Raw genomic sequence first — 25,952 nt, forward strand, 5'->3', positions numbered from 1 at the left:
CATCGATGGGAAAAAGCCGCTATAAAGCGTTTGACTGTCACTGTGAGCAAGACAATGAACCCTTACGAAGACATGCGCATCTTTGCCCAGGTGATGGAGGCCGGCAGTTTCACCGCCGCTGCCGACCGCCTGGGCATGTCCAAGCAATCGGTCAGCCGGCGCCTGATGCAGCTTGAGGAGCGCCTGGGCGTGCGCCTGCTCAATCGCTCCACCCGGCGCCTGGACGCCACGCCGCTGGGCCAGCACTACTACCAGTCGGCGCTGCGCCTGCTCGGCGAAGTGCAGCAGGTGGAGCACGACATCAGTGGCCAGGCACAGGCCTTGCGCGGCACCTTGCGCCTGAGCGCGCCGCTGTCGTTCGCCATGGCGCACCTGGGCTGCCTGCTGACCGAGTTTCTGCAGTTGCACCCGCAGGTGGATGTGGAAGTGGATTTGAGCGACCGCGCCGTGGACCTGATTGGCGAGGGTTATGACCTGGCGCTGCGGATTGGTGCGCTGGAGGATTCCAGCCTGATTGCCCGGCGTATTGCCAGTGTCGAGCGGGTGTATTGTGCGAGCCCGGTGTACCTGGAAGCGCGGGGCGTGCCGGCCAGGCCGGAGCAGTTGGCTGGGCATGACTGCCTGCCCTATGGGCATTCGCGGCAGGTGCAGTGGCAGTTCAGTCAGGGCGGCAAGGCACAGGCGATCCAGGTGGCCGGGCGGATGCGGGCGAACAATGGCGAGCTGCTAAGGGATGCGGCGATTGCCGGAATGGGGGTGACTTATCTGCCAACCTTCATCGTGGGCCAGGCACTGGCAGATGGGCGGCTGGTGACGGTGCTGGATGAGTGGCGACCGCCGGCGCTGCAGCTGTCGGCGGTGTACCCGCAGCACCGACAGGTGGCGCGGCCGGTGCAGGGGTTTGTGAACTTCCTGCGTGAGCGGTTGGTGCAGCTCTGACCTTCGGTATTGAGTGAGCTTCTTCGCGGGCACGCCCGCTCCCACAGGTACTCCACAGCCCCCAAGCCTTGTGATGACCCTGTGGCAGCGGGCATGCCCGCGAACACCGGCGCAGCCGGTGCCAGCCACCGCGTTGACTTCTTCGCGGGTGAACCCGCTCCCACAGGTACTCCACAGCCCCCAAACCTTGTGATGAGCCTGTGGGAGCGGGCGTGCCCGCGAACACCGGCGCAGCCGGTGCCAGCCACCGCGTTGACTTCTTCGCGGGTGAACCCGCTCCCACAGGTACTCCACAGCCCCCAAACCTTGTGATGAGCCTGTGGGAGCGGGTTTACCCGCGAAGAGGCCGGTACAGGTTATTGCATCAACTCCTCCACCCCGACCCAACCACCCTCGAACTCGTCCATGGCATCCAGCACCGCTTCACGGAAATACGCCAGCGAAGCCCGATCAAACAGCAACTGCAATGCTGGCCTCTCATCACTCCCCACATTCAGCACGATCACGTTGATCCGCGCCGCCGAGGTCTGCGCTACCGCGCCAACGGGAAACGCCTGGGCACGCAAGTCCACCCCGCACAACTTGGCCATCACCGCGCTGCAGTACAGCCCCGACAGCTGTAACCAGGCATGGCTGTCCTGGCGCGGCAGCAGGTAGTTGCGCTGGGCTTCCTGCACCCACCCGGCCTCTTCGGCAGCCACCCGTACACCGTCGTCGGCCAGGCTGCCCAGCAGCAGGTACTCGCTCTGCGACAAGCGTGCTACCCAGCCACCGTCCTCCTGACGCACGGCCTGGTTGGGCAGCGACGGCAAGTGGTAGCCACGCGCCTGCAGATAAGCGGCACTGTCGCCCCCACGAAACCCGACCCGTGCCAGATCGGTCAGGTCAGTCAACGCGCAGGTGTGCAACAGCTCGGCCCGCGGGCTGTGTGGAACAAAAGCTTCGGCTTGCAAACTGGTCATGGCTCAGAGCTCCTGGCGCAGGTTGTCGGGATCGTGGAAGGGCAGGGGCACCACCTTGGCATTGACCATCACGCCACCCTCCACGCGGATCGGGATATGCATGCCAGGCGTAGCCTGATGGGCGCCGGCGTAAGCCAGTCCGATGATTTGCCCCAGGGTTTGCGAGTATTCGCAGGATGTGACGTTGCCGCTGATGTCCGGGCCGTCCAGCACCAGATGCCCCTCCAGCGGTTGCGGGCTGCCCTTGGGCAGGGTGAAGCCGACCAGTTTGCGCTTGAGCGGCTGCGCTTCGAGGATCTCGATCGAGCGCTTGCCGACGAAGAATGGCTTCTTTCGGCCGATGGCCCACTGCATGTCGATCTCCGCCGGGTGGGTCATGCCGTCGGTGTCCTGGCTGATGATCACATGGCCCTTTTCCAGGCGCAGCAGGCGCTGGGTCTCGACACCGAACGGGCGAATGCCCAACCCCGCGCCGGCTTGCATCAAGGCGTCCCACAGGCGCTCGGCGTGCCGCGCCGGCACGTGCACTTCGTAGCCCAGTTCACCAACAAAGCCGACCCGCAGGATGCGCGCGGCAATGCCAGCCACCTTGCCCTGGCGTACGCCGAGGTAAGGGAAGGCCTCGGCCGACAGGTCCACCTCGTCACACAGCTTGGCCAGCACCTGGCGTGACAGCGGCCCGGCCAGGTTGACCGCGGCCAGGGCGGCGGTGACGTTGGTGATGTCCACGTCCAGGCGCCACTGCGCGTTCCACTTAAGCATCTGCTGGTAGATGCGGTCGACGCCGCTGGTGGTGGCGGTGACGTAGAAGTGCTGCTCGGCCAGTCGAGCGCACACGCCATCGTCGATCACCACGCCGTGCTCGTTGGTCATCAGCGCGTAGCGGGTGCGGCCGATGGCCAGCTTGGCGAAGCCGAAGGTGTACAGGCGCTCAAGCAGTTCGGCGGCGTCGGGGCCGCGCACGTCCAGGCCGCCGAGGGTGGAAACGTCGATCAGGCCGACCTTCTCGCGCACGTGGCGCGCTTCCTCCTGCATGCAGCGTTCACGTTCCTCGGGCTTGCCATAATAGGCCGGGCGCTGCCAGGTGCCGGCGGGCATCATCTTCGCCCCGGCTTCCAGGTGGCGGCGGTGCATCGGCGTTTGCCGGTACGGGTCGAAGGCGCGGCCAGCGACATGGGCCAGTTTTTCTGCCTGGAACGGTGGACGAGCGGTGGTCACCCCGGTCTCGCTGATGCTGCGCCCGGTGGCGTGGGCCACCAGGCGGGCGGTCGGCAGCGCCGAATGGCGGCCCTGGGAGGGGCCCATGCCGACCGTGGAGAAGCGCTTGACCAACTGCACGTCGCGGTAGCCGCTGCGGGTGGCGTTGACGATGTCGCGCACTTGCAGGTCTTCGTCGAAGTCGACGAAATCCTTGCCTTTGGGGTGGGGGAAGATCGGCCAGGGGAAGTTGACCTTGGCTTCGGCGCTGAACACTGGCTGCGTCGGCGATTCCAGGCCCAGCGCTGCCAGCGCTTCGGCAGCCCCGCGAGTGGCGTCGGCCAGTACATTGCCCAGTGCGTGACAGCCGTTCACCGAGCCGGCGATATCCAGCCCGGCCGGCAGGTTGCTGATGGCGAACTCGTCGCGGTTGACGTCGTAAGCCAGCTTGCCACCGGCCTGGCACAGCAACTGGTAAACCGGCATGTAGCCTGCCGACATGCACAGCAGGTCGCAGGCCAGACGCAGGCCATGCGGGCCGACCTTGCCCTGGCCGGTGATCGGGCGAATGTCCACGCCACTCACGTGGCGCATGCCTGCTTCGTGCAGGGCCTCGTACACGGTGCTGCCCAGGTGCACGGGTATATCGCGGCGCTTCAGTTCGGCGGCCAGTGCGGCATCGGCTGGCGCGGCGCGCATGTCGACCACCGCGGCCACGGCCACGCCTTGCTCCTGCAGGTCGAGGGCGGCGAGGTAACCGTCATCGTGGCCGGTGAGGATTACCGCGCGCTGGCCAGGCTTTACCGCGTACAGCTTCATCAGCCGCTGCGCGGCGCTGGTCAGCATGACCCCCGGCAGGTCGTTGTTGCGGAACACCACCGGCTGGTCGAACGAGCCGGCCGCCACCAGGCAGCGGCTGGCGCGCACCTTGTACAGGCGTTTGTGCTGGATCACCGGCAGGTAGTTGTCGGTGAACCAGCCATTGCAGGTGGCTTCCAGCAGCACCTGGATGTTCGGGTGGCCCTCGACGGCAGCCAGCAGTTCCTGGCGCAGGCTGGCGGCGCGGGTGCCGGCGATGTCGAAGCGGGCGTAGGTGAGCGAGCCACCAAGCACCGGCTGTTGCTCGATCAGCAACACCTTGGCCCCGGCATCGGCCGCGTCCAGTGCCGCACGCAGGCCCGCCGGGCCGGCACCGATTACGGCCAGGTCAACGAACAGATAGGCCTTGTCGTGATACTGCGGTTTGAAGCCGAGGTCGAGCACGCCCAGGCCGGCCTTCTTGCGGATCAGCGGCTCCCACACCTTCCACATGCCCTTGGGCTTGTAGAAGGAACGGTAATAGAAGCCCACCGGCATGAAGCGCGAGAACTTGCCCAGGTACGCGTCGCGGTCGTGCTCCAGGCTGCCGTTGAAGTTCTGCCCTTCGACCACCAGGCCGTCGCGAACGGCTTCCAGGTCGGCCAGCACGTTGGGCTCGTCCGGCAGTTGCACCAGGGTGTTGGCGTCCTGCCCGGCCATGCTCAGCGGGCCGCGCGGGCGGTGATACTTGAACGAGCGCGACAGCAGCCAGCGGCCGCTGCCGAGCAGGGCACTGGCGATGCTGTCACCGGCAAAGCCCTGGCAGGCCTGGCCGTCGAACTGGAAGCGCAGGGGCCGCTCGCGGTCGATCAGCAGGCCCATGGGCGCGGGGAGGCGAGTGTGGCTGTTCATCCGGCAATCTCCGGGGTGGCGGCGGGGGCGAAGTCGACGCGGCGGTCGAACAGTTGTTTCGGGTCGAAGGTGCGCAGCACCTGGTCGCTTACCGTGTGGCGTTCGGCCAGGAACCAGTAGCTGGAGGCGTTGTGCAGCCACCACTCGATCACCACCCCGGCCAGGTTGTCGCTGTTGAACACATAGTCGGCCCATTCGGCGTCGCTGCAGGTGGCCGGGTCGGGCATGTGCTTGAACTCGCCGCCGTAGGTGAACTCGCTGATATTGCGCGGGCCGTTCAAGGGGCAGGTCAGGATCTTCATCGTCGTCGCTCCTAATGGCTGGCCGCAGTGGCGCCCATTTCGTTGACTTGCTGGAAGCGGCTGAAGCGCTCCAGGGCGAAGGGGGCGATCAGCTCCGGTACCTTGCCGCCGCTGGCGACCAACTCGGCCATGGTCTTGCCGCAGATTGGCGTGGCCTTGAAACCCCAGGTGCCCCAGCCGGCGTCCAGGTAATAGTTGTGCACCGGCGACAGGCCCATGATCGGGCTGTAGTCCGGGGTCATGTCGGTCATCCCGGCCCACTGGCGCATCAGCTTGGCGTTGGCCATGAACGGGAACATCTCGATGGCGTGGGCCAGCAGGCTTTCCTTGAGGTCGAGGGTGGAGCGGGTGTTGTACAGCGGGTAAGGGTCGGAGCCTCCACCAAAAACGATCTCGCCACGGCTGGTCTGCTGCACGTAGCAGTGCAGCGCCGACGAGCTGACCAGCGGATCGAGGAATGGCTTGAACGGCTGGGTGACCATGGCCTGTAGCGGGTAGGTGTGGATCGGCGCGCGGATGCCGGCCTTGGCCATCAGCAGCGAGCTGGCCCCGGCCACCGCCTGCACCACGCAGCCACACTGCACGGTGCCGCGATTGGTCTTCACCGCCTCGATGCGGCCATTGCGAATCAGCAGGTCCTGCACTTCGGTCAGCTGGTGGATTTCCACGCCGCGCTTGGCTGCCTGCCTGGCGTAGCCCCATGCCACCGCGTCGTGGCGTGCGGTGGCGCCGTCGATATGCCACAGGCCGGCCAGCACCGGTAGGTGGCCGGGATCCAGGTTCAGGCTGGGAACCAGTTCGCGGATCTGCTGGCGGTCGATCATTTCGGTACGGCCACCGAAGTGCTTGTTGACTTCGGCACGCTGGCGGAAGGCACGCACGGTGGCGTCGGTGTGCGCCAGGGTGAGCTGGCCGCGCTCGGAGTACATGATGTTGAAGTCGAACTCGTTCGACAGGTTCTGGAACATGCGCACCGATTCTGCGTAGAAGCGCACACCTTCGCTGGTGAGATAGTTGGAGCGGATCACCGCTGTGTTGCGCGCAGTGTTGCCGCCGCCCAGATAGGCCTTTTCCAGCACGGCGACATTGGTGACACCGTGGTATTTGGCCAGGTAGTAGGCGATTGCCAGGCCGTGGCCACCGCCGCCGATGATCACCACGTCATAGCGTGGCTTGAGTTCGCACGGTGGCGGCAGGTCGACCTCCACCGGGTAGTCGGCGCTCAGGCCGTATTTCAGCAGGGCGAAAGGCATGCGGTGCGCTCCTGGTGGGCGGCCTGTTGCTGCAGGTCGAGGGCGAGCAGGGTGTTTTTCATCAGGTAGGCGATGGTCATCGGGCCGACGCCGCCGGGCACCGGAGTGATACCCGCCACCCGGGGCAACGCAGCGGCGAAGTCGACATCGCCGACCAGGCGGCTGTGGCCGCCTTCATCGATGCGGTTGATACCGACATCGATCACCACCGCGCCGGGCTTGAGCCAGTCGGCACCGATCAGCCTCGGCTTGCCCACTGCGGCCACCAGGATGTCGGCCTGGCGACACAACGCCGGCAGGTCGCGGCTGCGCGAGTGCACCACGGTCACCGTGCAGTCCGCCTGCAGTAGCAGGGCGGCCATGGGCTTGCCAACGATGTTCGAGCGGCCGACCACTACCGCATGCTTGCCGCGCAGCTCGCCACAGGCATCGCGCAGCAGGCGCATGCAGCCGCTGGGCGTGCACGGGGTGAGCACATCGCGGCCCTGGGCCAGGCCGCCGACGTTCTCGCTGTGGAAGCCGTCCACATCCTTCAGTGGGCTGATCGCCTGGAGAATGCGGTGTTCGTCGATATGGGCCGGCAACGGCAGTTGCACCAGGATGCCGTTGACCTCGGGGTCGCGGTTCAGGCGCTCGATCAGCGCCAGCAGCTGGGCCTGACTGGTGTCGGCGGGCAGGCGATGCTCCAGCGAGCGGATGCCCACCTCCTCAGCACGCAGCACCTTGTTGCGCACATACACCTGGCTGGCGGCATCGGTGCCTGCCAGCACCACGGCCAGGCCCGGTTGCACGCCGCCCTGGCGCAGTTCCCGAACCTGCTCGCGCACCTCGGCCAGCACCCGCGTCGCGGTGGCCTTGCCGTCGATCAGCTTGACACCGGGAATGGCGCTCATTTGAAGATCACCGTGCGGTCGTGGTTCAGGAACACCCGGTGCTCCAGGTGGTACTTCACGGCGCGGGACAGGGCGATGGTCTCGGTGTCGCGGCCGATGGCCACCAGGTCGTCCGGTGCATAGGCATGGTCCACGCGTTGTACTTCCTGCTCGATGATCGGGCCTTCGTCCAGGTCGCTGGTAACGTAGTGGGCAGTGGCGCCGATCAGCTTCACCCCGCGCTGGTAGGCCTGGTGATATGGCTTGGCGCCCTTGAAACCGGGCAGGAACGAATGGTGGATGTTGATCGCCCGGCCCGACAGCTGGTGGCACAGGTCGTCGGAGAGGATCTGCATGTAGCGCGCCAGCACCACCAGTTCGGTGCCGGTGTCCTCGACGATGCGCAGCAGCGCGGCTTCCTGTTCGGCCTTGGTGTCCTTGCTGACCGGCAGGTAGACGAAACGGATGCCCTGGCGCTCGGCCATCGGGCGCAGGTCCAGGTGGTTGGAGACCACGGCGGTGATCTGCATGTCCAGTTCGCCCTTGGCATGGCGGTACAGCAGGTCGGACAGGCAGTGGTCGAACTTGCTCACCATCAGCAGCACGCGCATTGGCCGGGCGCTGCTGTGCAGGCTCCACTGCATGTCGAAACGCTGGGCGACATCGGCAAAGCCGGCCTCCAGCTGCGGCGTGTCGCCCGTGACACCGGTGTTGTAGCGGAACACCGCGCGCATGAAGAAGCGCCCGTTGTCCTCGTCGTCGAACTGCGCCATCTCGCTGATGTAGCAACCGTGCTCGGCCAGGTAGGTGGTCACTGCGGCGACGATGCCGGACACGGCCGGGCAGCTGACGCGCAGGATGAAGTGATCGGGAGCGGGGTGCATGTCGGATAGGCCTCGTGATGGAGTGGGGCAGATCGGGCACAAGGGCAAAAGAAGCTTCGCGAGGAGGCGAAGGGTTGTTTCTTTGTAGGAATATAAATTTCCTTTAGGCGATTTATAGGCGAAGTCAGGGTTGGCGGTCTAGAGGTTTGTGAAATTTTTTATCCTCTCAGGAAACTTTTTTCAGGCCATCGCAGCTCCTGGGGGGACCGGCTTGCCAGCAATAGGGCCCGCACAAGAGGCACAAAAACTGGCTATGCTTGCCCAATGACCAGTTCTCCCCCCCTGCGCCAACCCTGTCCGCCTGGCGCCTGCGACTGTGGCCGCGAACACCTGGCCAACCACCCGCAGACAGCCCAGCGCATCCTCCTGCTGACCCGCCAGGAAGAAAAGCGCCTGCTCGAACGCCTGGAAAACCTCAAGGACCTGGAAGACCTGCAGCGCCTGCAGCAACGGATGTACGAAAACCTTGGCATCCGCGTGCACATCGCCCCTGGCTTCAATGAAGTGCGGACCATGCGCGGCATCGTCATCGAACTGGACGACCAGCCCGGGCTGTGTCGCAAGACCCGGCAGTCGATCCCGGCGGCAATCCGTCGTGGGCTGGAGCGCAACCCGCAGGTTGCCTTCCGGTTGCTCGATACCCACGACCTGCTGCGTGATACCTGATCTTTCATCCCGGCGTGGGAGCGTCAGGCCCCACTAATTTTTCCGCCGCACGCTACGTCTACTTGAAAGCCCCCCTGCGCCAGGCGCGCAGCGGCATTCATCACTCAAGGAGACAGGCAATGACTTCCGTTTTCGACCGCGACGATATCCAGTTCCAGGTAGTGGTCAACCACGAAGAGCAATACTCGATCTGGCCCGATTACAAAGCCATCCCCAATGGCTGGCGTGCCGTCGGCAAGAGCGGCCTGAAGAAGGATTGCCTGGCCTACATCGACGAGGTCTGGACCGACATGCGCCCGCTGAGCCTGCGCCAGAAAATGGCCGAAGCCGCCGCCCAGTGACTGCGTTGAACCTGCTGTGCCTGCCGTATTCCGGGGCCAGCGCCATGGTCTACAGCCGCTGGCGGCGCAAGCTGCCGGCGTGGCTGCAGGTACGCCCGGTGGAGCTACCCGGGCGTGGTGCGCGCATGGCCGAGCCACTGCACACCGACATGCAGGCCCTGGCCCGGCAACTGGCCGCCGAACAGCGCCTGGCGGCCAGCACTCCCTACGCGCTGCTCGGCCATAGCCTGGGCGCATTGCTGGCCTTCGAACTGGCCCATGAGCTGCAAGCGCTGGGCTGCCCGCCGCCACTGGCCTTGTTCGCCTGCGGCACCGCAGCGCCGACCCGCCGTGAGGACTACGACGGCAAGAACTGGCGCGAGCCCAAGAGCGACGCCGAGTTGATCGGCGAGTTGCGCGAGCTTCAGGGCACGCCCGAGGAAGTGCTGGCCAACGCCGAGCTGATGAGCCTGACCTTGCCCACCCTGCGCGCCGACTTCCTGCTCTGTGGTACCTACGCCTACCGCCAGCGGCCGGCGTTGCAGTGCCCGCTGCACGTGTTGGGCGGTATGCAGGACCGGGCCAGTGACGAGCAGTTGCAGGCCTGGCGCAAGGAAACCCACGGCGCGTTCTCGCTGCAGATGTTCCCCGGCGGTCACTTCTTCATCCATGAACATGAGGACCGGGTGCTCGCTGCGCTGGCCGCGTCGCTGCAACCGCTTCGGCTGTCCGCCTGATTGACGTTACCGCTTGCCTGGGGGAGGCTAGGCCTTTTCCCAGGCAAGAGGCAGACAATGCTGATCGATCCCCACAAGGCCACGCTGCTGGTCGTCGACATCCAGGAAAAACTCATCGGCGCCATGAGCGACCCTGAAGGCACCCGCGCGCGAGCCCGCTGGTTGCTGGCGGCGACGGCCGAGCTGGAACTGCCGACGGTGATTTCCGAGCAGTACCCCAAGGGTCTGGGCCATACCCTGGCCGAGCTGCTGGCCGCAGCGCCGGCCGCAGAGGTGGTGGAGAAAAGCCATTTTTCCTGCGTGGCCGCCGAGTGCCTGCCAGCAAGTCTGATGGCCCGGGAGCAAGTGATTGTCTGCGGCATGGAAACCCACGTCTGTGTGCTGCAGACCGTGCTCGGCCTGCTGGCACTGGGCAAGCAGGTGTTCGTGGTCGAGGATGCCTGTGACAGCCGTACCCCGGCGAGCAAGGCCGCAGGCCTGGCGCGCATGCGGGCGGCGGGGGCGCAGGTGGTGACCCGCGAAATGGTCCTGTTCGAGCTTATGGGCAGTGCCGGCCACCCGCTGTTCCGCCACATCAGCAAGACCTATCTGGTCGGTGAACAGCCCTGAACGGCCGGTTACTGGCTGCCGGGTTGATGGCCCTGGCGCTGCTGCAAGGCTGCGCCGGGCGCCGTGAGGAAGCGCCCGAGGCGGACCCGGCCAAGGTCCGCGCCCAACTGCTGCGGCTGTTGCCCGCCCAGGCCAAGGACCGGGAGGGCTGGGCCCGGGACATTCAGGTGGCGTTCGAGGCCCAGCGCATTGCCCCCGGCAAGAGCAACCTGTGCGCGGTGCTGGCGGTGACCGAGCAGGAGTCGACCTTCAGCGCCGACCCGCAGGTGCCCAACCTGGGGCGTATCGCCCGTGAGGAAATCGACCGCCGCGCCGCGCGCCTGCATATCCCCAAGCTGCTGGTCGACGGTGCACTGAAGACGCCGTCGGGTAACGGCAAGAGCTACCAGCAACGCTTGCAGGCGGTGCGCAGCGAGAAGCAGTTGAGCGAACTGTACGATGAGGTCATCGCTCGCGTGCCGCTGGGCAAGACCTTGTTGGGCGGGCTGAACCCGGTGCATACCGGTGGGCCGATGCAGGTCAGCATCGACTTCGCCGAAAAGCATGCGCGGGATTACCCCTACAGCCACGACGGCAGCATTCGCCAGGAAGTGTTCACCCGGCGCGGCGGCATGTATTTCGGTATCGCCCACTTGCTAGGCTATTCGGCCAACTACGATCGCCAGCTGTATCGCTTTGCCGATTTCAACGCGGGCTGGTACGCCAGTCGCAATGCGGCATTTCAGGCGGCACTGAGCAAGGCGACGGGGGTGACGCTGGCGCTGGACGGCGATCTGGTAGCGCCGGGCTCGATCATGCCGGGCACTACCGAACAGGCAGCGCGCAAGCTGGGGGCGAAGCTTGGGTTGCGCAACCCGCAGATTCGCAGCCAGCTGGAGGAGGGCGATAGCTTGGCCTTCGAGGACAGCAAGCTGTACAACGGGGTGTTTGCGCTGGCGGAGGCCGCGGCCGGCAAGCCGCTGCCACGGGCGGTGCTGCCGGGGATCCAGCTGAAAAGCCCGAAGATCACCCGCAAGCTGACCACGGCGTGGTTTGCCGGGCGGGTGGATGAGCGCTATCAGCGGTGCATGAAGCGTTAGCTGTCTACGTTTTGCACCGGCCTCTTCGCGGGCTTGCCCGCTCCCACAGGGATAGCACAGGGCCAGAGAGCAGTGAGGTACCTGTGGGAGCGGGCAAGCCCGCGAAGAGGCCGGCATAGGCGCTATCAGCTTTCGGCCAATGCCCCAACCACCTGATCCACACTGGCCTTCAATCCGGCAAGTGCATCCTCAGGGTCACTTTCCACCACCACCAGCTTCGCCCCGGCTGCCTTGATCACCTCGGCCACAGCCGCCTCCGGCTGCCGGTGGTCCAGCACCAGTGCCACATCCTGCGCCTTCAGATTGTCACCCAGTGCTTTCAGCGCAGCCGCATCCCACTCGGCCGGCAACGGTTGCTCGACCACGTCGAGGTTCAACCCGCTGGCCAGATAACCCAGCCGCTCCGACAAGCTCACCACCGTCAGATTGTCGACTTTGGCCAATCGCGTCTGGCTGCTGGCTGACAGCTCCAGCAACTGGCGCTTGAGCCCCGCCAGGTTGCCCTGGATCTTCGCCTTGTCGTCTGGTGCCAACCGTTCCAGGTCATTGGCCACCACATCGGCCATGCGCCCGAAGTTGCTCGGGTTGAGCCAGGGGTAGGCGCCATAGGCCTCGTCACCGTTCACCGCAATACCCGGCAGCGCGCCATCCAACGGCCGGGCGGCGTCGATCTCGACGATCCGGATATTGCTGCGCCGGGCCATCGGGTACAGCGGGTCGTCACGCCAGATCGAGCGCACGCCGATCACCGCGTCGGCCTGCTGCGCGGCCTTGTGCAGGCCGGCACCACCGCGCCCGCTGAAATAGGACGGCTGGCGGCTGGCCGGCAGGTTGGCGGGCGCTGCACGTGTGAGCTGCACCGCTGTGCCGTCGAGCAGGGCGCTGGCCAGGCTGTGGGTGACGGGCAGGGTGGTCAGCACTTGCGTGGCGAAACACAACGACGGCAGGCCGGCCAGGGCCAGTACCAGAGTCAGGCGTTTCAGGTTCATGCCGGGTTTCCTTGCAGGCGGGGGACGAGGGCGCGGGCCAGCGCCGCGAGGGCGAAGCAGATGCCGGCCACCAGGATGATCGCGGCGCCGGACGGCACCGGCAGGTCGAAAACGATCGGCAGCAGGATGCCGAGCAGCGTGCTCAGCGTGGCGATCAGCACCGACAGGAAGAAAAAGCCCTTCAGCGACTGGCTGACCAAGCGTGCGGCGGCAGCGGGAATTACCAGCAGCGCCCCGACCAGGATCGCCCCGATCACCTTCACCGAGGCCACGGTGACCAGGGTCACCAGTACCACGAACAGGTAGTCCAGGGTTTTCACCGCCACGCCGCGCACGGCCGCCAGTTGCGGGTTGAAACTGGCCAGCATGATACGGTTGTACAGCGGCACGGCCAGCACCAGCACCAGCGCCGCGACGATGCCCAGCACCACCAGGTCCTGGCCGCTCACGGTCAGCACCGAGCCGAACAGCACGTTCTCGAGGATGTGCACGTTGATCTTGCCTGCCAGCATCAGCAGCAGGCTGGCGCCCAGCGCCAGTGACACCGACAGGAACACGCCGATCAGGGTGTCCGGCGACAGCCCGGTGCGATTGCGCAGGAAGTTGAGCAAGATGCCGAACAGCAGGCAGTAGCCGAACAGGCTGCCATAGGGGCCGGTGTAGGGCTCGCCCAGCAGGATGCCGATGGCCACGCCGGTCAGCGCGGCATGGCCGACTGCCTCGGAGAAGAAGGCAAAGCGCTTGACCACCACCAGGGTGCCCAGGCCGCCCAGCACCGGGCCGATCATCAGGCCGGCCAGCAGAGCGTTGACCACGAAGCCGTAGGCCAGCGCCTCGGGCAGGTAGCCGGCAGTGGCCCAGTCCTGGACCGTTTGGCGAAAGGTTTCAAAACTCATCAGGCAAGGCTCTCGCTACGCGGGTGAACGGAGAACAGGCCAAGCAGGCGCTCCGGGGTCAGGGCCTGGGCGGGTGGGGCGTCGAACAGTACCTGGCGGCTCAGGCCGGTAACCCGGTCGGCCAGGCGCAGCACGGCCTCCAGATCGTGCTCGATCCACAGCACGGTGGTGCCGGCCTGGCGCCAGCCCAGCAGCAGTTGCTCGAACACCTGGATGCCGGCTTCATCAAGGGCCGACATCGGCTCGTCCAGCACCAGCAGTTGCGGCTCGGGGATCAGGCCCTGGGCCAGCAGCACACGCTGGCGTTCGCCGCCAGACAGCGCGCCCATGCGCCGTTTGCGCTTGTCCAGCATGCCGACCTGTGCCAGGGCCGCGTCGATGGCCGGCTGCACACGGCGCGACAGGCCGAGGAAGGCGGGGCGGCGCTGGCACATGGCAGCCATGAAGTCGTCCACGGTCATCGGCAGGCCACGGTCGAACTCCAGTGCCTGCGGCACATAGCCGATCACTTCGCGTTCTCCGGGCCAGTGCAGGGTCAGCTGGCCCTGGTGCGGCATTTGCCCGAGCAGGGTCTTGATCAGCGAGCTCTTGCCGCCGCCGTTGGGGCCGACGATGGCATGCACGCTGCCAGCGGCGACGTTGAAGCTGACCTGTTCGAGGATGCGGGTGCGGCCCAGGGTCAGGTCGATGCCGGCGAACTCGATGCGCGGCCCGCAGGCTGCCACCAGGTTGGCGGCGGCGGTCATGCGCGGTTCTCCTGAATGGCGCGGACCACGGTGTCGAGGTTGCGCTTCATCTCCACCTCGTACTTGTCCTTGGTGTATTCGCCGTAGGAAATGTGCGTCAGTGGGTACAGGCGCACGCCGGATTCACGCTGGATGGTTTCGACATAGGCCGATGGAAAGTCCATTTCCGAGAAGATCACCCGCACGTCCAGCGCCTTGAGCTGGTCGATGGTCTTCTTCAGCTGGGCCGGACTGGGTTCGATGCCATGGGCTGGCTCGACCACCGCGGTCACCTCCAGGCCGAAGTCGCGCACCAGGTAGTCGTAGGCAGCATGAATGGTGGCGACGCGGAAGGTGGCGCTGGGGGCCTCGGTGACCTTGGCCAGTGCGTCGGCACGCAATGTGCTCAGGCGCTTGGCATAGGCACGGGCGTTTTGCGTGTACAGCCTGGCATTGTCCGGGTCGAGCTTGCCCAGTTCGCGGGCAATGTTGTTGACCTGGGCGATGGTGGTGCTGATCGACAGGAAGGTGTGCGGGTTGACCACCTTGCCGGCGCCGCGGGCAGCAATGCCGGTGGCTGCCAGCAACGGTACGTTCTGGTTGGCCTCGATGGTGTTGATGCCGGGCTTTTCGCTGGCGGCGATCATGCGGTCGGCGAAATCGTCATGGCCGACGCCATTGAGCACCACCACATCCAGTGTGCCGATGCGTTTGATGTCCTCGGCCCGTGGTTCGTAGGCATGGGGGTTGAAACCTGCCGGAATCAGCGGCACCACTTCGGCCTTGTCGCCGACGATGTTGCTCACGTAGCTGTAGTAGGGGTGCAGGGTGATGCCGATGCGCAGCGGCTTGCCGTTATCGGCCAGGGCCAGTGCCGGCAGGGCAAGGGCCAGGAGCAGGGCGAGGGCGGAGCGGAGCATGGGGGAGTCCTTGGGTTCAGTGACGGTGTTCGCGGGTGACCCCGGCGTCGTAGTGGCTGACCACCTGCTGCCAGCCGGCGGCGATCAGGGCGGCCTGGCCGAGGTCGTCCGGGGGCAGGGCGGCGCTGTCCCGGCGCAGCCAGACATCGGCCTGGCCGGTGCTGTCGGCCGGCAGGATCAGCAGCAGGCTGCCGGCCACTTCCGGGGCCTGGCTGCGGCCCAGGTAGGCCCCGGGTTCCAGCCATGACCATTGGTGGCTGCCGCGGCTCTGGCTGCCGGCATCGACCACGAACGGCGGCAGGCCCTCCTCGGCCAGGGCCTGTACGCTGGGCGCGGCGGCGTTTTCTTCACGTAGCAGCAGGATCTCGTCGAAGGCCACCCGCAGGTCGGTGTACAGGCCTTGCTCGGCGGCGGTGAGGTCGCGACGGGCGTCGATCTGGTGGCTGGCAATGGCCTGTTCGTCCTCACGTTCGCCGCGCAGCACCACCACGCTGGCAGCGAGTACCACGATCAGCAGGCTGACCAGCAGCACGTAAAGGGTTTCGTGCCCGGCACCGGCCGGGCGGATCACTTGGGCGCGGCTCATGGCTGGGCGATATCGGCATAGTCGACTTCAACCACGTGCCCGGGGCCGGCATCGAACAGCACGTAGAATTCGCCGTCCGGGCGCTTGAAGGTGAGGGTCGAGTCATCACCGAGCTTGCCGCCGACCAGCACCTGTTCGTCGTAGCCGATCACATCCAGGGTTACCCCGGGGGCACCGCTGCCGTCCGAGAAACCGCCGGTGCACTTGACCTGGCCGCTGGCCAGTTCTTCGCATTCGCACATCGGGTTGTGCGCCAGGGCCGGGCCAGCGGCCAGCACCAGCAAGGGCAGGGTGAGGGTGCGCATCACGTGCTTCATTTCTTGCCTCCTTGTTTCTCGAGCCAGGCCACGGTGGCTGGCGATGCCTTGGCCAGCGGGACCGACGCCTGGTGCATGCTGCCGTCCCAGCCTTCCAGGGTGATCCAGATCTGGGCATCGGGCTTGGTGCGTGGCGGGATCGGTAACGAGGTGCCCATGTTGTACGGTGCACCGAAGAAAATGGTGCCGGCGGCGCGCAGGCTGCGCGGCTTGCCGATGCGCAGGTAGGCTGCCTTGACGCCGTTGATGCAGGCCTTGCACAGCGATGCATTGAAGACCTTGAAGTGGCCGGCCGGGCCGTCGGCGCGGGGGGGCTCGTCACGCAGTTCGGCCAGGTCCAGGGTATAGGGGCCGACCTGGATGTCGCTGATCACATTGGCGCCGAGGCCCGCTTCGCCGCGGAACAGCTTGGCGTCGGCGAAGTACTTGGGCATGAAGCCCAGCGGGATGAGGATCAGCAGGATGTTCAGGTGAAAACGCCACTTCAGCCATCGTTGCTTCAGCGGGCTGGCGGGCACGGCTTGGGCCCGGCTCATGGGCGGATCTCCACGGGGGTTTCATTGCGCGTCATGCGCGGCGTGCGCTCGCTGCGCTTGAGGGCGGCGGCGGTGGCCTGGGCGGTGCGCTTGGTCCAGATCAGCAAGCCGCTGAACACCATCAGGGTGAGGACCAGGCCGAAGAAGAACCACACCAGCTTGATCGGCAGGCCGCCGAAATCACCGGTGTGCAGCGGGCGCATGGACTCGGTGACGAACTCCAGCGCCGAGCGGTCGCTGATCAGGAACTGGCTGTCGACATTGCGCGTGTAGGGGTTTACCGAAGCGCTCTGGAACATCAGCGGGTACCAGCCCGGCCCGGCCAGGGTGACGTGGCTGTAGGCGGTGGCCGGTAGCGAGATGAAGTTGATTTCCAGCCCCGGGATCGCCAGGCCGGCAATGCGTGCCGCTTCATCCAGGTCGATGCGCGGTGCCGGGCTGCCAGTCGGGGTTTGCGGCACGTCCTCACGGGCGATCACCGGCACGACGGGCCGGCTGGAAATGGTGATGTGGTTGTCGGCCAGGATCGCCTGGATCAGGAACCAGGTACCGGTGATGGAAATGACCGCAATGAACCAGATCGACCAGACCCCGGCCAGGCGGTGCAGGTCGCCCCAGAAAATCCGCGAACCATGGCCGGTGCGCACCGGCTTGAAGAAGCCCTTCCAGAACTTCTTGTACACCACCAGGCCGGTGACCAGCGAAGCCAGCATGGGCAGGCCGAGCAGCGACACCAGGTACCAGCCCCAACTGAAACCGTTGGTGAACGGCACCAGCCACCAGCCGTGCAGAGCGCGGGTGAAGGCTTCGAAGTTGAAGTCCGGGGTCTTGCCCTGGATGGCCCCGGTGTAGGGGTTTACATACAGTGTCGGGCTGGTTCCGTCAGGCAAGGTGACATTGGCTTTGACCGCAAAGTGCGAACCGTCGGGCTGGTTGAGCCGCTCCACTACCATGTCCGGCTCGGCCTTGTGCAGGGCTTCCAGGAGTTGCTGGAAGCTCAGGCGCTCGACGTCGGCGCCGGGCTTGTTGGCGCGCACGGCCGGGTCGGCCAGCCAGACGATTTCCTGGCTGACCACGGCGAGCATGCCGGTGAAGCAGACGATCAGGACAAAGAACCAGATCGGCAAGGCGAGCCAGCTGTGGACCAGGAACCACAGCCTGGATTTGGATTTTTTCGGTGATTTGGCCATCTGACGGTCTTCTGCAATGGGGAGTCGAGCGTGTGCCCAGCCAAAGAGGGGCTGTACTGATAAAGACGAATGAGAATCGAAAACCTGCCGCTTTAAATGCAAGCAAATGTTTCAAGGTCGAGGCCAATGCCTGTCAGTCACTGTCATTGGGGCTGCTGCGCAGCCCATCGCCGGCAAGCCGGGCTCCCACAGGGAACGCGCAACCTTGAGGTCTGTGCTGTACCTGTGGGAGCCCGGCTTGCCGGCGATGGGCCGCAAAGCGGCCCCAATCGATTCAGGCCAAGGGCGGCCTGGAAGGCATGAGGCAGGAGGGATCAGGCGCGGGTCAGGGCCACTGCCGGTTGCGGCTTGCCGTGCAACTGCCCCAGGTCCTGGTACAGCGCGCGGCCAATTTCTGCGGCGCGTGCCGGCAGCACCGAGAGCAAGGTGTCGCTCAGGCCGTGGCTGTTCTCGCAGAAACCCTGCAGGTACACCGAGGCCTGCAGGTCGGGACTGGCCAGCACGCGGTAGTTTCGGTCGACGTTGAAATCGTCCAGGTAGCCGGCCAGGGGCGCCAGCAGATCACGGTGCGAGCGGCGTTCGTAGCCGGTGGCGAGGATCACTGCGTCGTAGCGGTGGGTTTGCTGCTGGCCGGTGGCGAGGTCGCGCAAGGTCAGTTCCAGGCCTTCGCGAGTGGCCACCACGGCTTCGACCTGGCGCCGGCACAGCACGTTGTGGCGGTACTGGTGGGCGACCTTCTGCCGGTAGAGGATGCCGTAGATGCGTTCGATCAGGTTGAGGTCGACCACCGAATAGTTGGTGTTGTGGTATTCGCCCAGGAGCTTGCTGCGCTGGTCGGCCGGTTCGTTGTAGACCAGGTCGGTGTAGTCCGGCGAGAAGATCTCGTTGACGAACGGGCTGTCGTCGGCAGGCTTGAGGGCCGAACCGCGCAGAATCATGTCGACCTTGACCGACGGATAGCTGTCATTGAGGTCGATGAACGCCTCGGCGGCACTCTGGCCGGAACCGATCACGGCAATGCGCATCGGCTTGCCGGCGGTGCACGGCAGCTTGTTCAGGCTGCTCAGGTACTGGGAGTGATGGAATACCCGCGGGTCGTCCTTGAAGGCGCCGAACTTTTCCGGGATTTTCGGCGTGCCGCCGCTGCCGACCACCACCGAACGGGTGCGGCGGCTGTATTCGCGGCCTTGTGCGTCGCGCGAGACCAGGCGCAAGTGCTCGACCCGACCCGCGTGCACTTCCGGCTCGATGCGCAGCACCTCCTCGCCATATACCGCCTGGGTGGCGAAGTGCTCGGCGGCCCAGCGCAGGTAGTCGTTGTACTCGAGGCGGCAGGGGTAGAAGGTGCCGAGGTTGATGAAGTCGGCCAGGCGCTGCTTCTGGTGCAGGTAGTTGACGAAGCTGTAGGGGCTGGTGGGGTTACGCAGCGACACCAGGTCCTTGAGGAACGAGATCTGCAACTCGCTCTGGGTGGCCAGGGTTTCGCCGTGCCAGCGGTAGTCCTGCTGTTTGTCGATGAACAGCGCGTCGAGGGCATGGCCCTGGGACTCGGCGAGTTCTTCCAGGGCGATGGCCAGGGCCAGGTTGGAAGGGCCGAAGCCCACGCCGATCAGATCTTTGATGGTTTCCTGCTGTGAGGGCTGGCTCATGGCTGCGATTCCCTGAATGGTCGAATTTGGACGCCCGCCGGGGCTCCGGCTCCTGCGCAAGTACATGAGTTGGAACGAGCCAGACGAGGGGGAATTTAAGCGGGCTAAAGAACTGCGTGAGGCGGCCGATAGGGGGGGTTACGGCAAGGACCGATCTTTCTGGCAGGGAATCGACATGAGCGGAATTACGGCAAGCAACCTGATGATCAATGGCGTCTCAGCGCAGACGCTGAGCGCGAACGCAGCTACTGAACGCGAACAGGCAAAACAGGCCGGTGAGGCACTGGGCCCGTTGAGTATCAGCAGTGACAGCATGAAGGTCTCAGCGGGTAGCCAGGCGCAATCCACCGACAGTGAAGACAGTGGCGACTCGCAGGCGGTGACCGAGCTGCGTCAACTGATCAAGGATCTGCAGAAGCAACTGGCCGAGGAGCAGAAGCAGTTGGCTGCGTTGCAGAACAGCAAGATGGACGAGGCTGCCAAGGCGGCTGCAGTGGGGGCCAAGCAGGCGAGCATTGCCACCATCAACGGGCAGATCATGGCGGCCACGGCGCAGTTGCTGGAGCTGTTGCAGCAAGAGGGCGGCAGCAGTGCGGGCGGGATGGTCAGCGCCACGGCTTGAAACCTTGGGGCTGCGATAGGGCCCGTTCAGGGCCCTATCATTTCTGGCTCAGCTCACTCGGCCGCCAGGCGCCCCTTGTTCTGCCGCTCCGCCTTGTACTGCATGGCCACCGCCGGTGCCGGCTTGGCGGCACCGGTTTCCAGCCACTGGCGCATGCGGCTGGCATCGGCGAAGTGGGTGTACTTGCCAAAGGCATCGAGAATGACCATGGCCACCGGGCGGTTGTCCATGCGGGTCAGCAGCACCAGGCAGTGCCCGGCTTCATTGGTGAAGCCGGTCTTGGTCAGCTTGATGTCCCAGTTGCTCTTGTTCACCAGGTGGTCGGTGTTGCGGAAGCCCAGGGTGTAGTTGGGCTTGCGGAAGGCCACGGTCTTCTCGCGGGTGGTCGACAGTTCACTCAGCATCGGGTACTTGCGCGAGGCCATAAGCAGCTTGGCCAGGTCGCGGGCGCTGGATACGTTCTGCGTCGACAGGCCGGTCGGCTCGACGTAGCGGGTATGCGCCATGCCCAGGCTGCGGGCCTTGGCATTCATTGCCTTGATGAACGCCGGGTAGCCGCCGGGGTAATGGTTGGCCAAGGTGTTGGCCGCACGGTTTTCCGAAGACATCAGGGTAATCAGCAATGTTTCGCGGCGGTCGAGCTGGCTGCCTAGGCGCACACGCGAATACACGCCTTTCATTTCCGGGTTGTTGGCAATGGTCATGGTGAGCATCTCATCCATGGGCTGCTTGGCATCCAGCACTACCATCGCCGTCATCAGTTTGGTCACCGAGGCAATCGGCACCACGCGGTCGGCGTGGCTCGAATACAGCTCCTGGTTAGTGTTCAGGTCGATCAGCAGGGCGCTGCCAGAGGCAAGGTGCAGCTTGGACGGGTCGCGTTGAACCTGGGCCGGGGGTTGTGCAGCAGCGGTCGACGGAAGGGTCGCAGTACCTGTGAGCAACAGCAGCAGGCTGAGGATGGACAGGGATGTTTTCACGTTGAGGCTCACTAAAAGTTGGTATGTCGTTGGCTGTGCAAGGGTTTTCCCCCTAAAAACCGCTGCATTCTGGAGTATGGCTGAACGCCTGTCGAATGCCTTATATCCAAAGGGCGCAACGTGAACGAAATTTAATCCTGTACCAATTACGTTCGCTTCCAGCTTCGCCAGTTTGGTCCAGTCGTTAGCCGAATTCAGCCATTTCGCGTAGGTGGAAAGGAGCACCTGAACCGAGTGCCCAAGCTGCCCTGCAATGAAAGCCGGGTTCATCCCTGACATGAGGCACATCGTGGCATAAGTGTGCCGGCAGTTGTACTGAGGGCGATGCTTGAAGCCCTTCGCTTCGACCGCCTGGTTGAAGTGTTTGCCGGAGGTCTCGGGTACGGTGATGTGTGGCGACGAGCCTGCTGGCTGGCACGGAGCAGGGAAGTGGAAAAGCGCAGCTGTAAAGGGTTGATCGAAGCAGGCGAGCCGCTGATTCAGAAGGCCGTCGACGCCATGCGGGAGTACCACTAGGCCCAGGACCGTGGCGCGCCGCCTGAAGAAATCGAGCGCCTGCGGCTATTGGCCGAGTCGCTATTCCAAGCGGTCTCCGACTGGCAGTCGCGCGCTGTCGCCAAGGCGCGGGGGAAGGATCTGGCTCCGCTGCACTAGGCTGCGCTTATGGCTGAACCACAGCTGTATTCAGACCAAACAGCGATACGCGTCGCCATCTTCAAGCTGCTAGCACGGGCTGATGCTAGAGCGGGAGCTGGTGACAGTATGGCCCACCTCGATAGCTGGTCAGCAATATGAACGTGGGTACGACGTCCACAGGCGTTCACAGGCGTTCACAGCTATCGGAAAGCCGCCACGTTCCAGGCAGTAGTCACAGATAATTCATAACGAAGGTCACTTCGCTGTTGGCGGAGCCAGCACCCATCCCTTCATCATATTGGCCATTATTACCAGTCGGTAAGGTACGGATATACTTGGCGTTCAAGGGTATCGAGAAGTTTCCTCCGCCTGTGGAGTATTCGTTGAAGACATAAGTTTTGTCGAGTTGTATGGGGGCCTGATTGCGGTCAAGTAATTGCAGTGCTATACCTTTCGCTGTCGAGCTTTTGTTTAATTCGATAATGCCGAGTGCACTGTCCACCGCCGGGGAGCCTGACGTGGAAGATAAGCTATAGCTCACTTTCTGGATTCCACTCGGGCAGTTATTCAATTGTATATTGAACGCTTTTGGTGGAGTGGAATTTCCATTTTTTGAAAATATGCTTAGGTTGTATTCGCCCATTGTAACGGCGATGTTTGGAGTTTCGCACGACTGAAGTATAATGGCTGAGCTATTATCAGTTGCCATTGCTAAAGGTCTTACGCTTGCCGATTCTATTTGTATATACCCTAGGACTCCGGCTGGTATGGTTGTGCCTGGTGAGATTTCTCCCGTTTTAACTATGCGTAGGGCGTTTGTAGTGGTATTGAATCCGTATCCGCCAGGTTGTCGAGGTGTTCCACCGCCAAATCCGATATATGCATTTCCCTGATAAATCCACTGCCACGAAAGCCCCGTATTACCTATTGGGAAATAAGTTGACGTTGAATCCGCGCCCGCGTTGTTTTTAATCCCGTTCGTGAATGTGGTCGAGCATTCGTACGACGCGTCGCCATTAAAGGTCATAACCGGGGATTCGTAAATCACGGTGTTGACTGCTGCGTCTCTGGGGATGGAAAGCGTGGAAGGTATACTTATATTTATCTGTTTTTGTGAATGTCCGTCGTAAAACTTGCAAGCTGCAAACGAGAGCGAAGGTGCAGCGATAAAAATACAAATTGCCAGTGATGTGATAGGTTTAATCATTGCTAAGCCCCTCAACGAATTTCCAGTTGAACTCGGGGTGCTCGGTCGTTAAGCGATGATAAGCCTCGTTTAAACGGGTGCTCTCTGCCTCACTAGATGGTTTGTTTAAAGTGTGATGAGATGATGAAGCGCACGCAGAAATAGTAAAGAATATACTTGATATAACTATATTCCAGCCATTATAATGCTTGCTTGCTTGCTTGCTTGCTTGCTTGCTTGCTTGCTTGCTTGCTTGCTTGCTTGCTTGCTTGCTTGCTTGCTTGCTTGCTTGCTTGCTTGCTTGCTTGCTTGCTTGCTTGCTTGCTTGCTTGCTTGCTTGCTTGGTCATAAGTTTGCCTTGTATCTTGCATGGTGCATGCCCGGTAAGTGAGTGCACCAAGTTACCCCCGGAATGGCTGGAGGTTTAATCAGACAATTCTGATAGCTACATAGCGCCCAGATGATAGGAAGATCTCTACCAGGAGCGGTTGTTTTGCTGAATCGGCTTTGCAGGCGTTGACTGGCTACCCGTGTCGTATATGCCTCGATTCTGCCCCTACCTTCCAACATGCGGGGCCCTGCTCGGCATCAACATAAACGGGATCGAAGAGATCGACGGCGTGCTGTAAGTGCAATCGTGGTGGTGTAGGAAGGAATGATGGCAGGACTGCCACAGCCCTGGGTGTCCGAACTGGATGACCAGGCTGCCCTGCGCGAGGATCCCGATGGACGCCCGGCCGTGCTCAGTGAAATGGCCTACGCTGCGCGCCGGCGTCGAGAGGTTGATGATGAGGACGTGGTCGACATGCTGGAGATCGTCGAGACGGCCAGGTTGTGGGCGCTTGCCGAATCTTGGAGGGTGTGGGAGTAGGTCGGCAGAGCGCCGGAGGAGTGCGAAAATCAATTCCAAAATTGAAATGGCGACCCTTGCAGTATGCGGCCTGTAGCCGTGCCGTTTCGTCGTTGTTTTGGATTCGATTTTGCCTTGCAGGCAACATGGAGTGGAGGTTTATCACGCGGTCTTGAAAACCATTGAGCAGACCTACGCCTGGGCCGCACCTGTTGGGCGGCTCGATTGGCCTCTGCGAGCGGCCGCTTTCGACCCATTGCAGACGCTCGCAAAGCGAAGACTGCGGCAAGATCTTCGTGTTTTGCCGAGCCCAGTTTCGATGTCGGTGCTCGCAGTCAGCTTGCTGCATGAGGTAGCGGCGTCAAGCCACTATCTTTGATCGCTGCGTCGGCTTGTGGCGATGCCAGATAGTCGAGGAGCGCCTGGGCTGCGGCATGATGCTGGCTCTTGGTGACGACAGCGCCAGAATACATCGTCATTTTCTGCGCTTCAGCCGGGATCAGACCAACGATGTCGATCCCCTTTACTGGCTTAAGTTCACTGAGCTGTTGGAAGCCGATCTGTGCTTCGCCGCGAGCGATCACCGCGCCGACAGGCTCGGCAGGTATCATGTGAGCCTTGGCCACGAACTGGTCACCGAGCTGCAGGCGAGGGAACAGGGTCCTGGAAAGATAGACGCCGCTTGCGCTGTCGGAGTACGCGACAGAGCTGCTGTTTTGCAGCACTGTGCGCAAGGCCTGCATGGTGCCTATGTCCGGCTTCGATTCGCCTTTGCGAACGGCCATGGCAATGAAAGACTTTCCGAGATCAATTCGGCTGGTCTTATCGGCTAGACCGCTGGCGACCAGGTTGTCGAGCGCCGAACCTACCATCAGAACTACATCCGCCTGCTCACCGCGGGCGAGCCTATTCGGGACGGCCTGTGGGGTTTCCCCCATCGAAGGCGCGGCTAGAACTTCCAGCTTCACGCCGTATGTCTTCTCATAAGCTGGCGCCACTTCCCGGATAGCGCCCATGATACCGCCGGAACTAAGAACGGTCAGCGTTTCCTCACCACCTTGTACAACGTCAGCAGCCGAGCAGACGAATGAGGTGGTTAAGAGGGTGGCACAGAACAGCATTCGAAGCATCGGAGCTTTCTCCACTAGTAAAGGCGCGGAATCTTACCGGGGCGAAGCTCAAGCTTTTGATTAATCAACGATTAAGAATGTTTTACTTTTTTACCCGCAATTGGCATGTATGGGGCGAAAGCAGGCCGCGCCTGACCGTTTTTGTAGTGGTCAACTCATCCCGGGCACCGGATTGAGTTTTTCCTCGGCCATCGCCGGCGGTAATCCACCGTTGAACTGATGCGGTCGCTCCCAGTTGTAGCGCTGCATCAGAAACCTGCCAATGTCCTGCTGTGCCTGCGCAGCACTCATGTAGCCCACACTCGGCACCCACTCCGTTTTCAGGCTGCGGAACAAACGTTCCATGGGCGCATTGTCCAGGCAATTACCTCTGCGGCTCATGCTCTGCCTGAAGCGGTAACGCCACAACCGCTGACGAAAAACTCGGCTGCCATACTGGCTACCCTGGTCACTATGAAACAGCACATTCTGCGGCCGCCCACGGTGCTCTTACGCCATATCCAGCGCCAACTCTTGGATCTTCTGCTGCTCGGGGGACAGCGCCTTGCTCGCTGGCGTAGCACCGCCCCGTTCTGACTGGAGTTGATTCACCGAGCGGCGAAGCGCCGATTCAACCAAGTCGAGCGACCGGGCGGCTTCAGTAAGGCTATAGCCCTGGTCGAGCACCAGGCCGGCTGCCTCGCGCTTGAATTCGGGGGTGAAAGTGCCCGGGGTTAGTAGACCACTACAGAGTGCCCGACCAAGCCTGCAATGACGGCTGGATTCATGCCTGCCATTGGGCACATCGTTGCCTTTGTGTGCCTGCAATTGAAAAGGATGCAGTAAAGATCTGGTTTCATCTGCTGGGGCGGGTCTCTGTAGGCATGGGGGACCTCGTCGAAGTCGACTAAAATCTGAGTAGTTGGCTGTGGTGAGGTGAGCTATGCGCTACTCGAAAATCAGACCGTTTTTATGGTGGGCTGGCGCCCTGCAGTTTTTCGCGATCTTGGCGGCCATTGAGCACAGAGCATGGGACGTTGTGTTCATATGCCTGATGGTGATTGCGGTTGGTGTATGGTTTGCCAGGGATGCACAGCGCCTGGAGATTCACAAGCAGCCAAGTACGAAGTAGCCAATAGGGAGAAGCCTGGCACAGAAGCGGCGAGATTCTCCACGCGGCATGGAATACTCATTATGGTTGGGTTCAGCTGCTTCCTGATTCTCTGGGACG

At 63.3% G+C, this 25,952-nt stretch carries 27 protein-coding genes and 1 pseudogene; 8 read left to right on the forward strand and 20 right to left on the reverse strand.

Annotated features, from left to right (window positions below):
* Window positions 1-54: 54 nt before the first annotated feature.
* Window positions 55-939, forward strand: coding sequence for a LysR family transcriptional regulator (locus tag MKK04_RS09710; RefSeq protein ID WP_207833806.1), 885 nt, complete (start codon window positions 55-57; stop codon window positions 937-939).
* Between the two features lie 356 nt (window positions 940-1,295).
* On the opposite strand, the gene MKK04_RS09715 is transcribed toward MKK04_RS09710, so the two are convergent.
* The 6 genes from MKK04_RS09715 to purU are packed head-to-tail and all read right to left on the reverse strand — an operon-like array spanning window position 1,296 to window position 8,119.
* Window positions 1,296-1,901, reverse strand: a complete 606-nt coding sequence (locus MKK04_RS09715; RefSeq protein WP_241106504.1) for a sarcosine oxidase — start codon at window positions 1,899-1,901, stop codon at window positions 1,296-1,298.
* Between the two features lie 3 nt (window positions 1,902-1,904).
* Entirely contained in the window at window positions 1,905-4,808 is a 2,904-nt protein-coding gene (locus MKK04_RS09720) for a 2Fe-2S iron-sulfur cluster-binding protein (RefSeq protein ID WP_241106505.1), read from the reverse strand.
* Window positions 4,805-5,110: a sarcosine oxidase subunit delta gene (locus MKK04_RS09725; RefSeq protein ID WP_233694289.1), complete on the reverse strand. Its 306-nt coding sequence runs from the start codon at window positions 5,108-5,110 to the stop codon at window positions 4,805-4,807. Before MKK04_RS09725 ends, MKK04_RS09720 begins: the two co-directional genes overlap by 4 nt.
* Window positions 5,111-5,121: 11 nt before the next feature.
* A complete protein-coding gene (locus tag MKK04_RS09730; protein WP_241106506.1) occupies window positions 5,122-6,363 on the reverse strand; it encodes an FAD-dependent oxidoreductase in 1,242 nt (413 codons plus the stop codon).
* Window positions 6,345-7,256 carry a bifunctional methylenetetrahydrofolate dehydrogenase/methenyltetrahydrofolate cyclohydrolase FolD gene (gene folD, locus MKK04_RS09735; protein WP_241106507.1) on the reverse strand — a complete coding sequence of 304 codons (912 nt, stop codon included), beginning with the start codon at window positions 7,254-7,256 and terminating at the stop codon, window positions 6,345-6,347. Before folD ends, MKK04_RS09730 begins: the two co-directional genes overlap by 19 nt.
* Window positions 7,253-8,119 carry a formyltetrahydrofolate deformylase gene (gene purU / locus MKK04_RS09740; protein WP_233694291.1) on the reverse strand — a complete coding sequence of 289 codons (867 nt, stop codon included), beginning with the start codon at window positions 8,117-8,119 and terminating at the stop codon, window positions 7,253-7,255. Before purU ends, folD begins: the two co-directional genes overlap by 4 nt.
* A 264-nt stretch (window positions 8,120-8,383) precedes the next feature.
* Here purU and MKK04_RS09745 point away from each other — a divergent pair, with 264 nt between their 5' ends.
* From MKK04_RS09745 to MKK04_RS09765, 5 genes are all read left to right on the forward strand, one after another.
* Window positions 8,384-8,785, forward strand: a complete 402-nt coding sequence (locus MKK04_RS09745) for a hypothetical protein (RefSeq protein WP_063915033.1) — start codon at window positions 8,384-8,386, stop codon at window positions 8,783-8,785.
* A gap of 119 nt (window positions 8,786-8,904) precedes the next feature.
* Window positions 8,905-9,126 carry an MbtH family protein gene (locus MKK04_RS09750; protein ID WP_003256222.1) on the forward strand — a complete coding sequence of 74 codons (222 nt, stop codon included), beginning with the start codon at window positions 8,905-8,907 and terminating at the stop codon, window positions 9,124-9,126.
* Window positions 9,123-9,842: a thioesterase II family protein gene (locus tag MKK04_RS09755; protein WP_063915032.1), complete on the forward strand. Its 720-nt coding sequence runs from the start codon at window positions 9,123-9,125 to the stop codon at window positions 9,840-9,842. The genes MKK04_RS09750 and MKK04_RS09755 overlap by 4 nt, the downstream gene beginning before the upstream one ends.
* Before the next feature lie 57 nt (window positions 9,843-9,899).
* Window positions 9,900-10,451, forward strand: coding sequence for a hydrolase (locus MKK04_RS09760; RefSeq protein WP_043199084.1), 552 nt, complete (start codon window positions 9,900-9,902; stop codon window positions 10,449-10,451).
* Window positions 10,452-10,477: 26 nt separating this feature from the next.
* Entirely contained in the window at window positions 10,478-11,530 is a 1,053-nt protein-coding gene (locus tag MKK04_RS09765) for a DUF1615 domain-containing protein (RefSeq protein WP_233687757.1), read from the forward strand.
* A gap of 125 nt (window positions 11,531-11,655) precedes the next feature.
* Here MKK04_RS09765 and MKK04_RS09770 read toward each other — a convergent pair whose 3' ends face one another.
* The 9 genes from MKK04_RS09770 to MKK04_RS09810 all read right to left on the reverse strand — a co-directional run bounded on the left by MKK04_RS09770 (window position 11,656) and on the right by MKK04_RS09810 (window position 19,338).
* Window positions 11,656-12,519, reverse strand: coding sequence for a metal ABC transporter substrate-binding protein (locus MKK04_RS09770; RefSeq protein WP_233687756.1), 864 nt, complete (start codon window positions 12,517-12,519; stop codon window positions 11,656-11,658).
* Window positions 12,516-13,415 carry a metal ABC transporter permease gene (locus tag MKK04_RS09775; protein WP_063915028.1) on the reverse strand — a complete coding sequence of 300 codons (900 nt, stop codon included), beginning with the start codon at window positions 13,413-13,415 and terminating at the stop codon, window positions 12,516-12,518. Before MKK04_RS09775 ends, MKK04_RS09770 begins: the two co-directional genes overlap by 4 nt.
* The gene (locus MKK04_RS09780) at window positions 13,415-14,161 is read right to left on the reverse strand and encodes a metal ABC transporter ATP-binding protein (protein WP_207833723.1); all 747 of its coding nucleotides are present in this window, start codon (window positions 14,159-14,161) and stop codon (window positions 13,415-13,417) included. Before MKK04_RS09780 ends, MKK04_RS09775 begins: the two co-directional genes overlap by 1 nt.
* On the reverse strand, window positions 14,158-15,060 hold the full coding sequence (locus MKK04_RS09785; RefSeq protein WP_241106508.1) for a metal ABC transporter substrate-binding protein: 903 nt from the start codon (window positions 15,058-15,060) through the stop codon (window positions 14,158-14,160). Before MKK04_RS09785 ends, MKK04_RS09780 begins: the two co-directional genes overlap by 4 nt.
* A gap of 16 nt (window positions 15,061-15,076) precedes the next feature.
* Complete coding sequence (locus MKK04_RS09790; protein WP_241106509.1) at window positions 15,077-15,646, reverse strand: DUF6162 family protein; 570 nt, start codon at window positions 15,644-15,646, stop codon at window positions 15,077-15,079.
* Entirely contained in the window at window positions 15,643-15,963 is a 321-nt protein-coding gene (locus tag MKK04_RS09795) for a hypothetical protein (protein ID WP_063915024.1), read from the reverse strand. Before MKK04_RS09795 ends, MKK04_RS09790 begins: the two co-directional genes overlap by 4 nt.
* Entirely contained in the window at window positions 15,960-16,499 is a 540-nt protein-coding gene (locus MKK04_RS09800; protein WP_241106510.1) for a thiamine pyrophosphate-binding protein, read from the reverse strand. The genes MKK04_RS09795 and MKK04_RS09800 overlap by 4 nt, the downstream gene beginning before the upstream one ends.
* The gene (locus tag MKK04_RS09805; RefSeq protein ID WP_233694294.1) at window positions 16,496-17,689 is read right to left on the reverse strand and encodes a PepSY-associated TM helix domain-containing protein; all 1,194 of its coding nucleotides are present in this window, start codon (window positions 17,687-17,689) and stop codon (window positions 16,496-16,498) included. Before MKK04_RS09805 ends, MKK04_RS09800 begins: the two co-directional genes overlap by 4 nt.
* A 314-nt stretch (window positions 17,690-18,003) precedes the next feature.
* On the reverse strand, window positions 18,004-19,338 hold the full coding sequence (locus tag MKK04_RS09810) for a lysine N(6)-hydroxylase/L-ornithine N(5)-oxygenase family protein (RefSeq protein WP_241106511.1): 1,335 nt from the start codon (window positions 19,336-19,338) through the stop codon (window positions 18,004-18,006).
* Between the two features lie 175 nt (window positions 19,339-19,513).
* On the opposite strand from MKK04_RS09810, the gene MKK04_RS09815 reads away from it, so the two are divergent.
* The gene (locus tag MKK04_RS09815) at window positions 19,514-19,960 is read left to right on the forward strand and encodes a hypothetical protein (RefSeq protein WP_063915091.1); all 447 of its coding nucleotides are present in this window, start codon (window positions 19,514-19,516) and stop codon (window positions 19,958-19,960) included.
* 53 nt (window positions 19,961-20,013) lie between these two features.
* Here MKK04_RS09815 and pbpG read toward each other — a convergent pair whose 3' ends face one another.
* The 3 genes from pbpG to MKK04_RS09835 form a co-directional block, all read right to left on the reverse strand.
* Entirely contained in the window at window positions 20,014-20,940 is a 927-nt protein-coding gene (gene pbpG, locus MKK04_RS09820; RefSeq protein ID WP_063915020.1) for a D-alanyl-D-alanine endopeptidase, read from the reverse strand.
* Between the two features lie 868 nt (window positions 20,941-21,808).
* The gene (locus MKK04_RS09830; protein ID WP_241106512.1) at window positions 21,809-22,783 is read right to left on the reverse strand and encodes a fimbrial protein; all 975 of its coding nucleotides are present in this window, start codon (window positions 22,781-22,783) and stop codon (window positions 21,809-21,811) included.
* Window positions 22,776-23,111, reverse strand: coding sequence for a hypothetical protein (locus tag MKK04_RS09835; RefSeq protein WP_241106513.1), 336 nt, complete (start codon window positions 23,109-23,111; stop codon window positions 22,776-22,778). Before MKK04_RS09835 ends, MKK04_RS09830 begins: the two co-directional genes overlap by 8 nt.
* 306 nt (window positions 23,112-23,417) lie before the next feature.
* On the opposite strand from MKK04_RS09835, the gene MKK04_RS09840 reads away from it, so the two are divergent.
* Window positions 23,418-23,633, forward strand: a complete 216-nt coding sequence (locus tag MKK04_RS09840) for a hypothetical protein (RefSeq protein WP_402801185.1) — start codon at window positions 23,418-23,420, stop codon at window positions 23,631-23,633.
* A 314-nt stretch (window positions 23,634-23,947) separates the two neighbouring features.
* Here the strand turns inward: MKK04_RS09840 and MKK04_RS09845 are convergent, their stop codons facing one another.
* Entirely contained in the window at window positions 23,948-24,742 is a 795-nt protein-coding gene (locus tag MKK04_RS09845) for a substrate-binding domain-containing protein (RefSeq protein WP_207837630.1), read from the reverse strand.
* Between the two features lie 150 nt (window positions 24,743-24,892).
* Window positions 24,893-25,435 (reverse strand): annotated as a pseudogene (locus MKK04_RS09850) (integrase core domain-containing protein); the annotation flags it as partial.
* Between the last annotated feature and the right edge of the window lie 517 nt (window positions 25,436-25,952).

The organism is Pseudomonas sp. LS.1a, from assembly GCF_022533585.1.
Taxonomy (GTDB): domain Bacteria; phylum Pseudomonadota; class Gammaproteobacteria; order Pseudomonadales; family Pseudomonadaceae; genus Aquipseudomonas.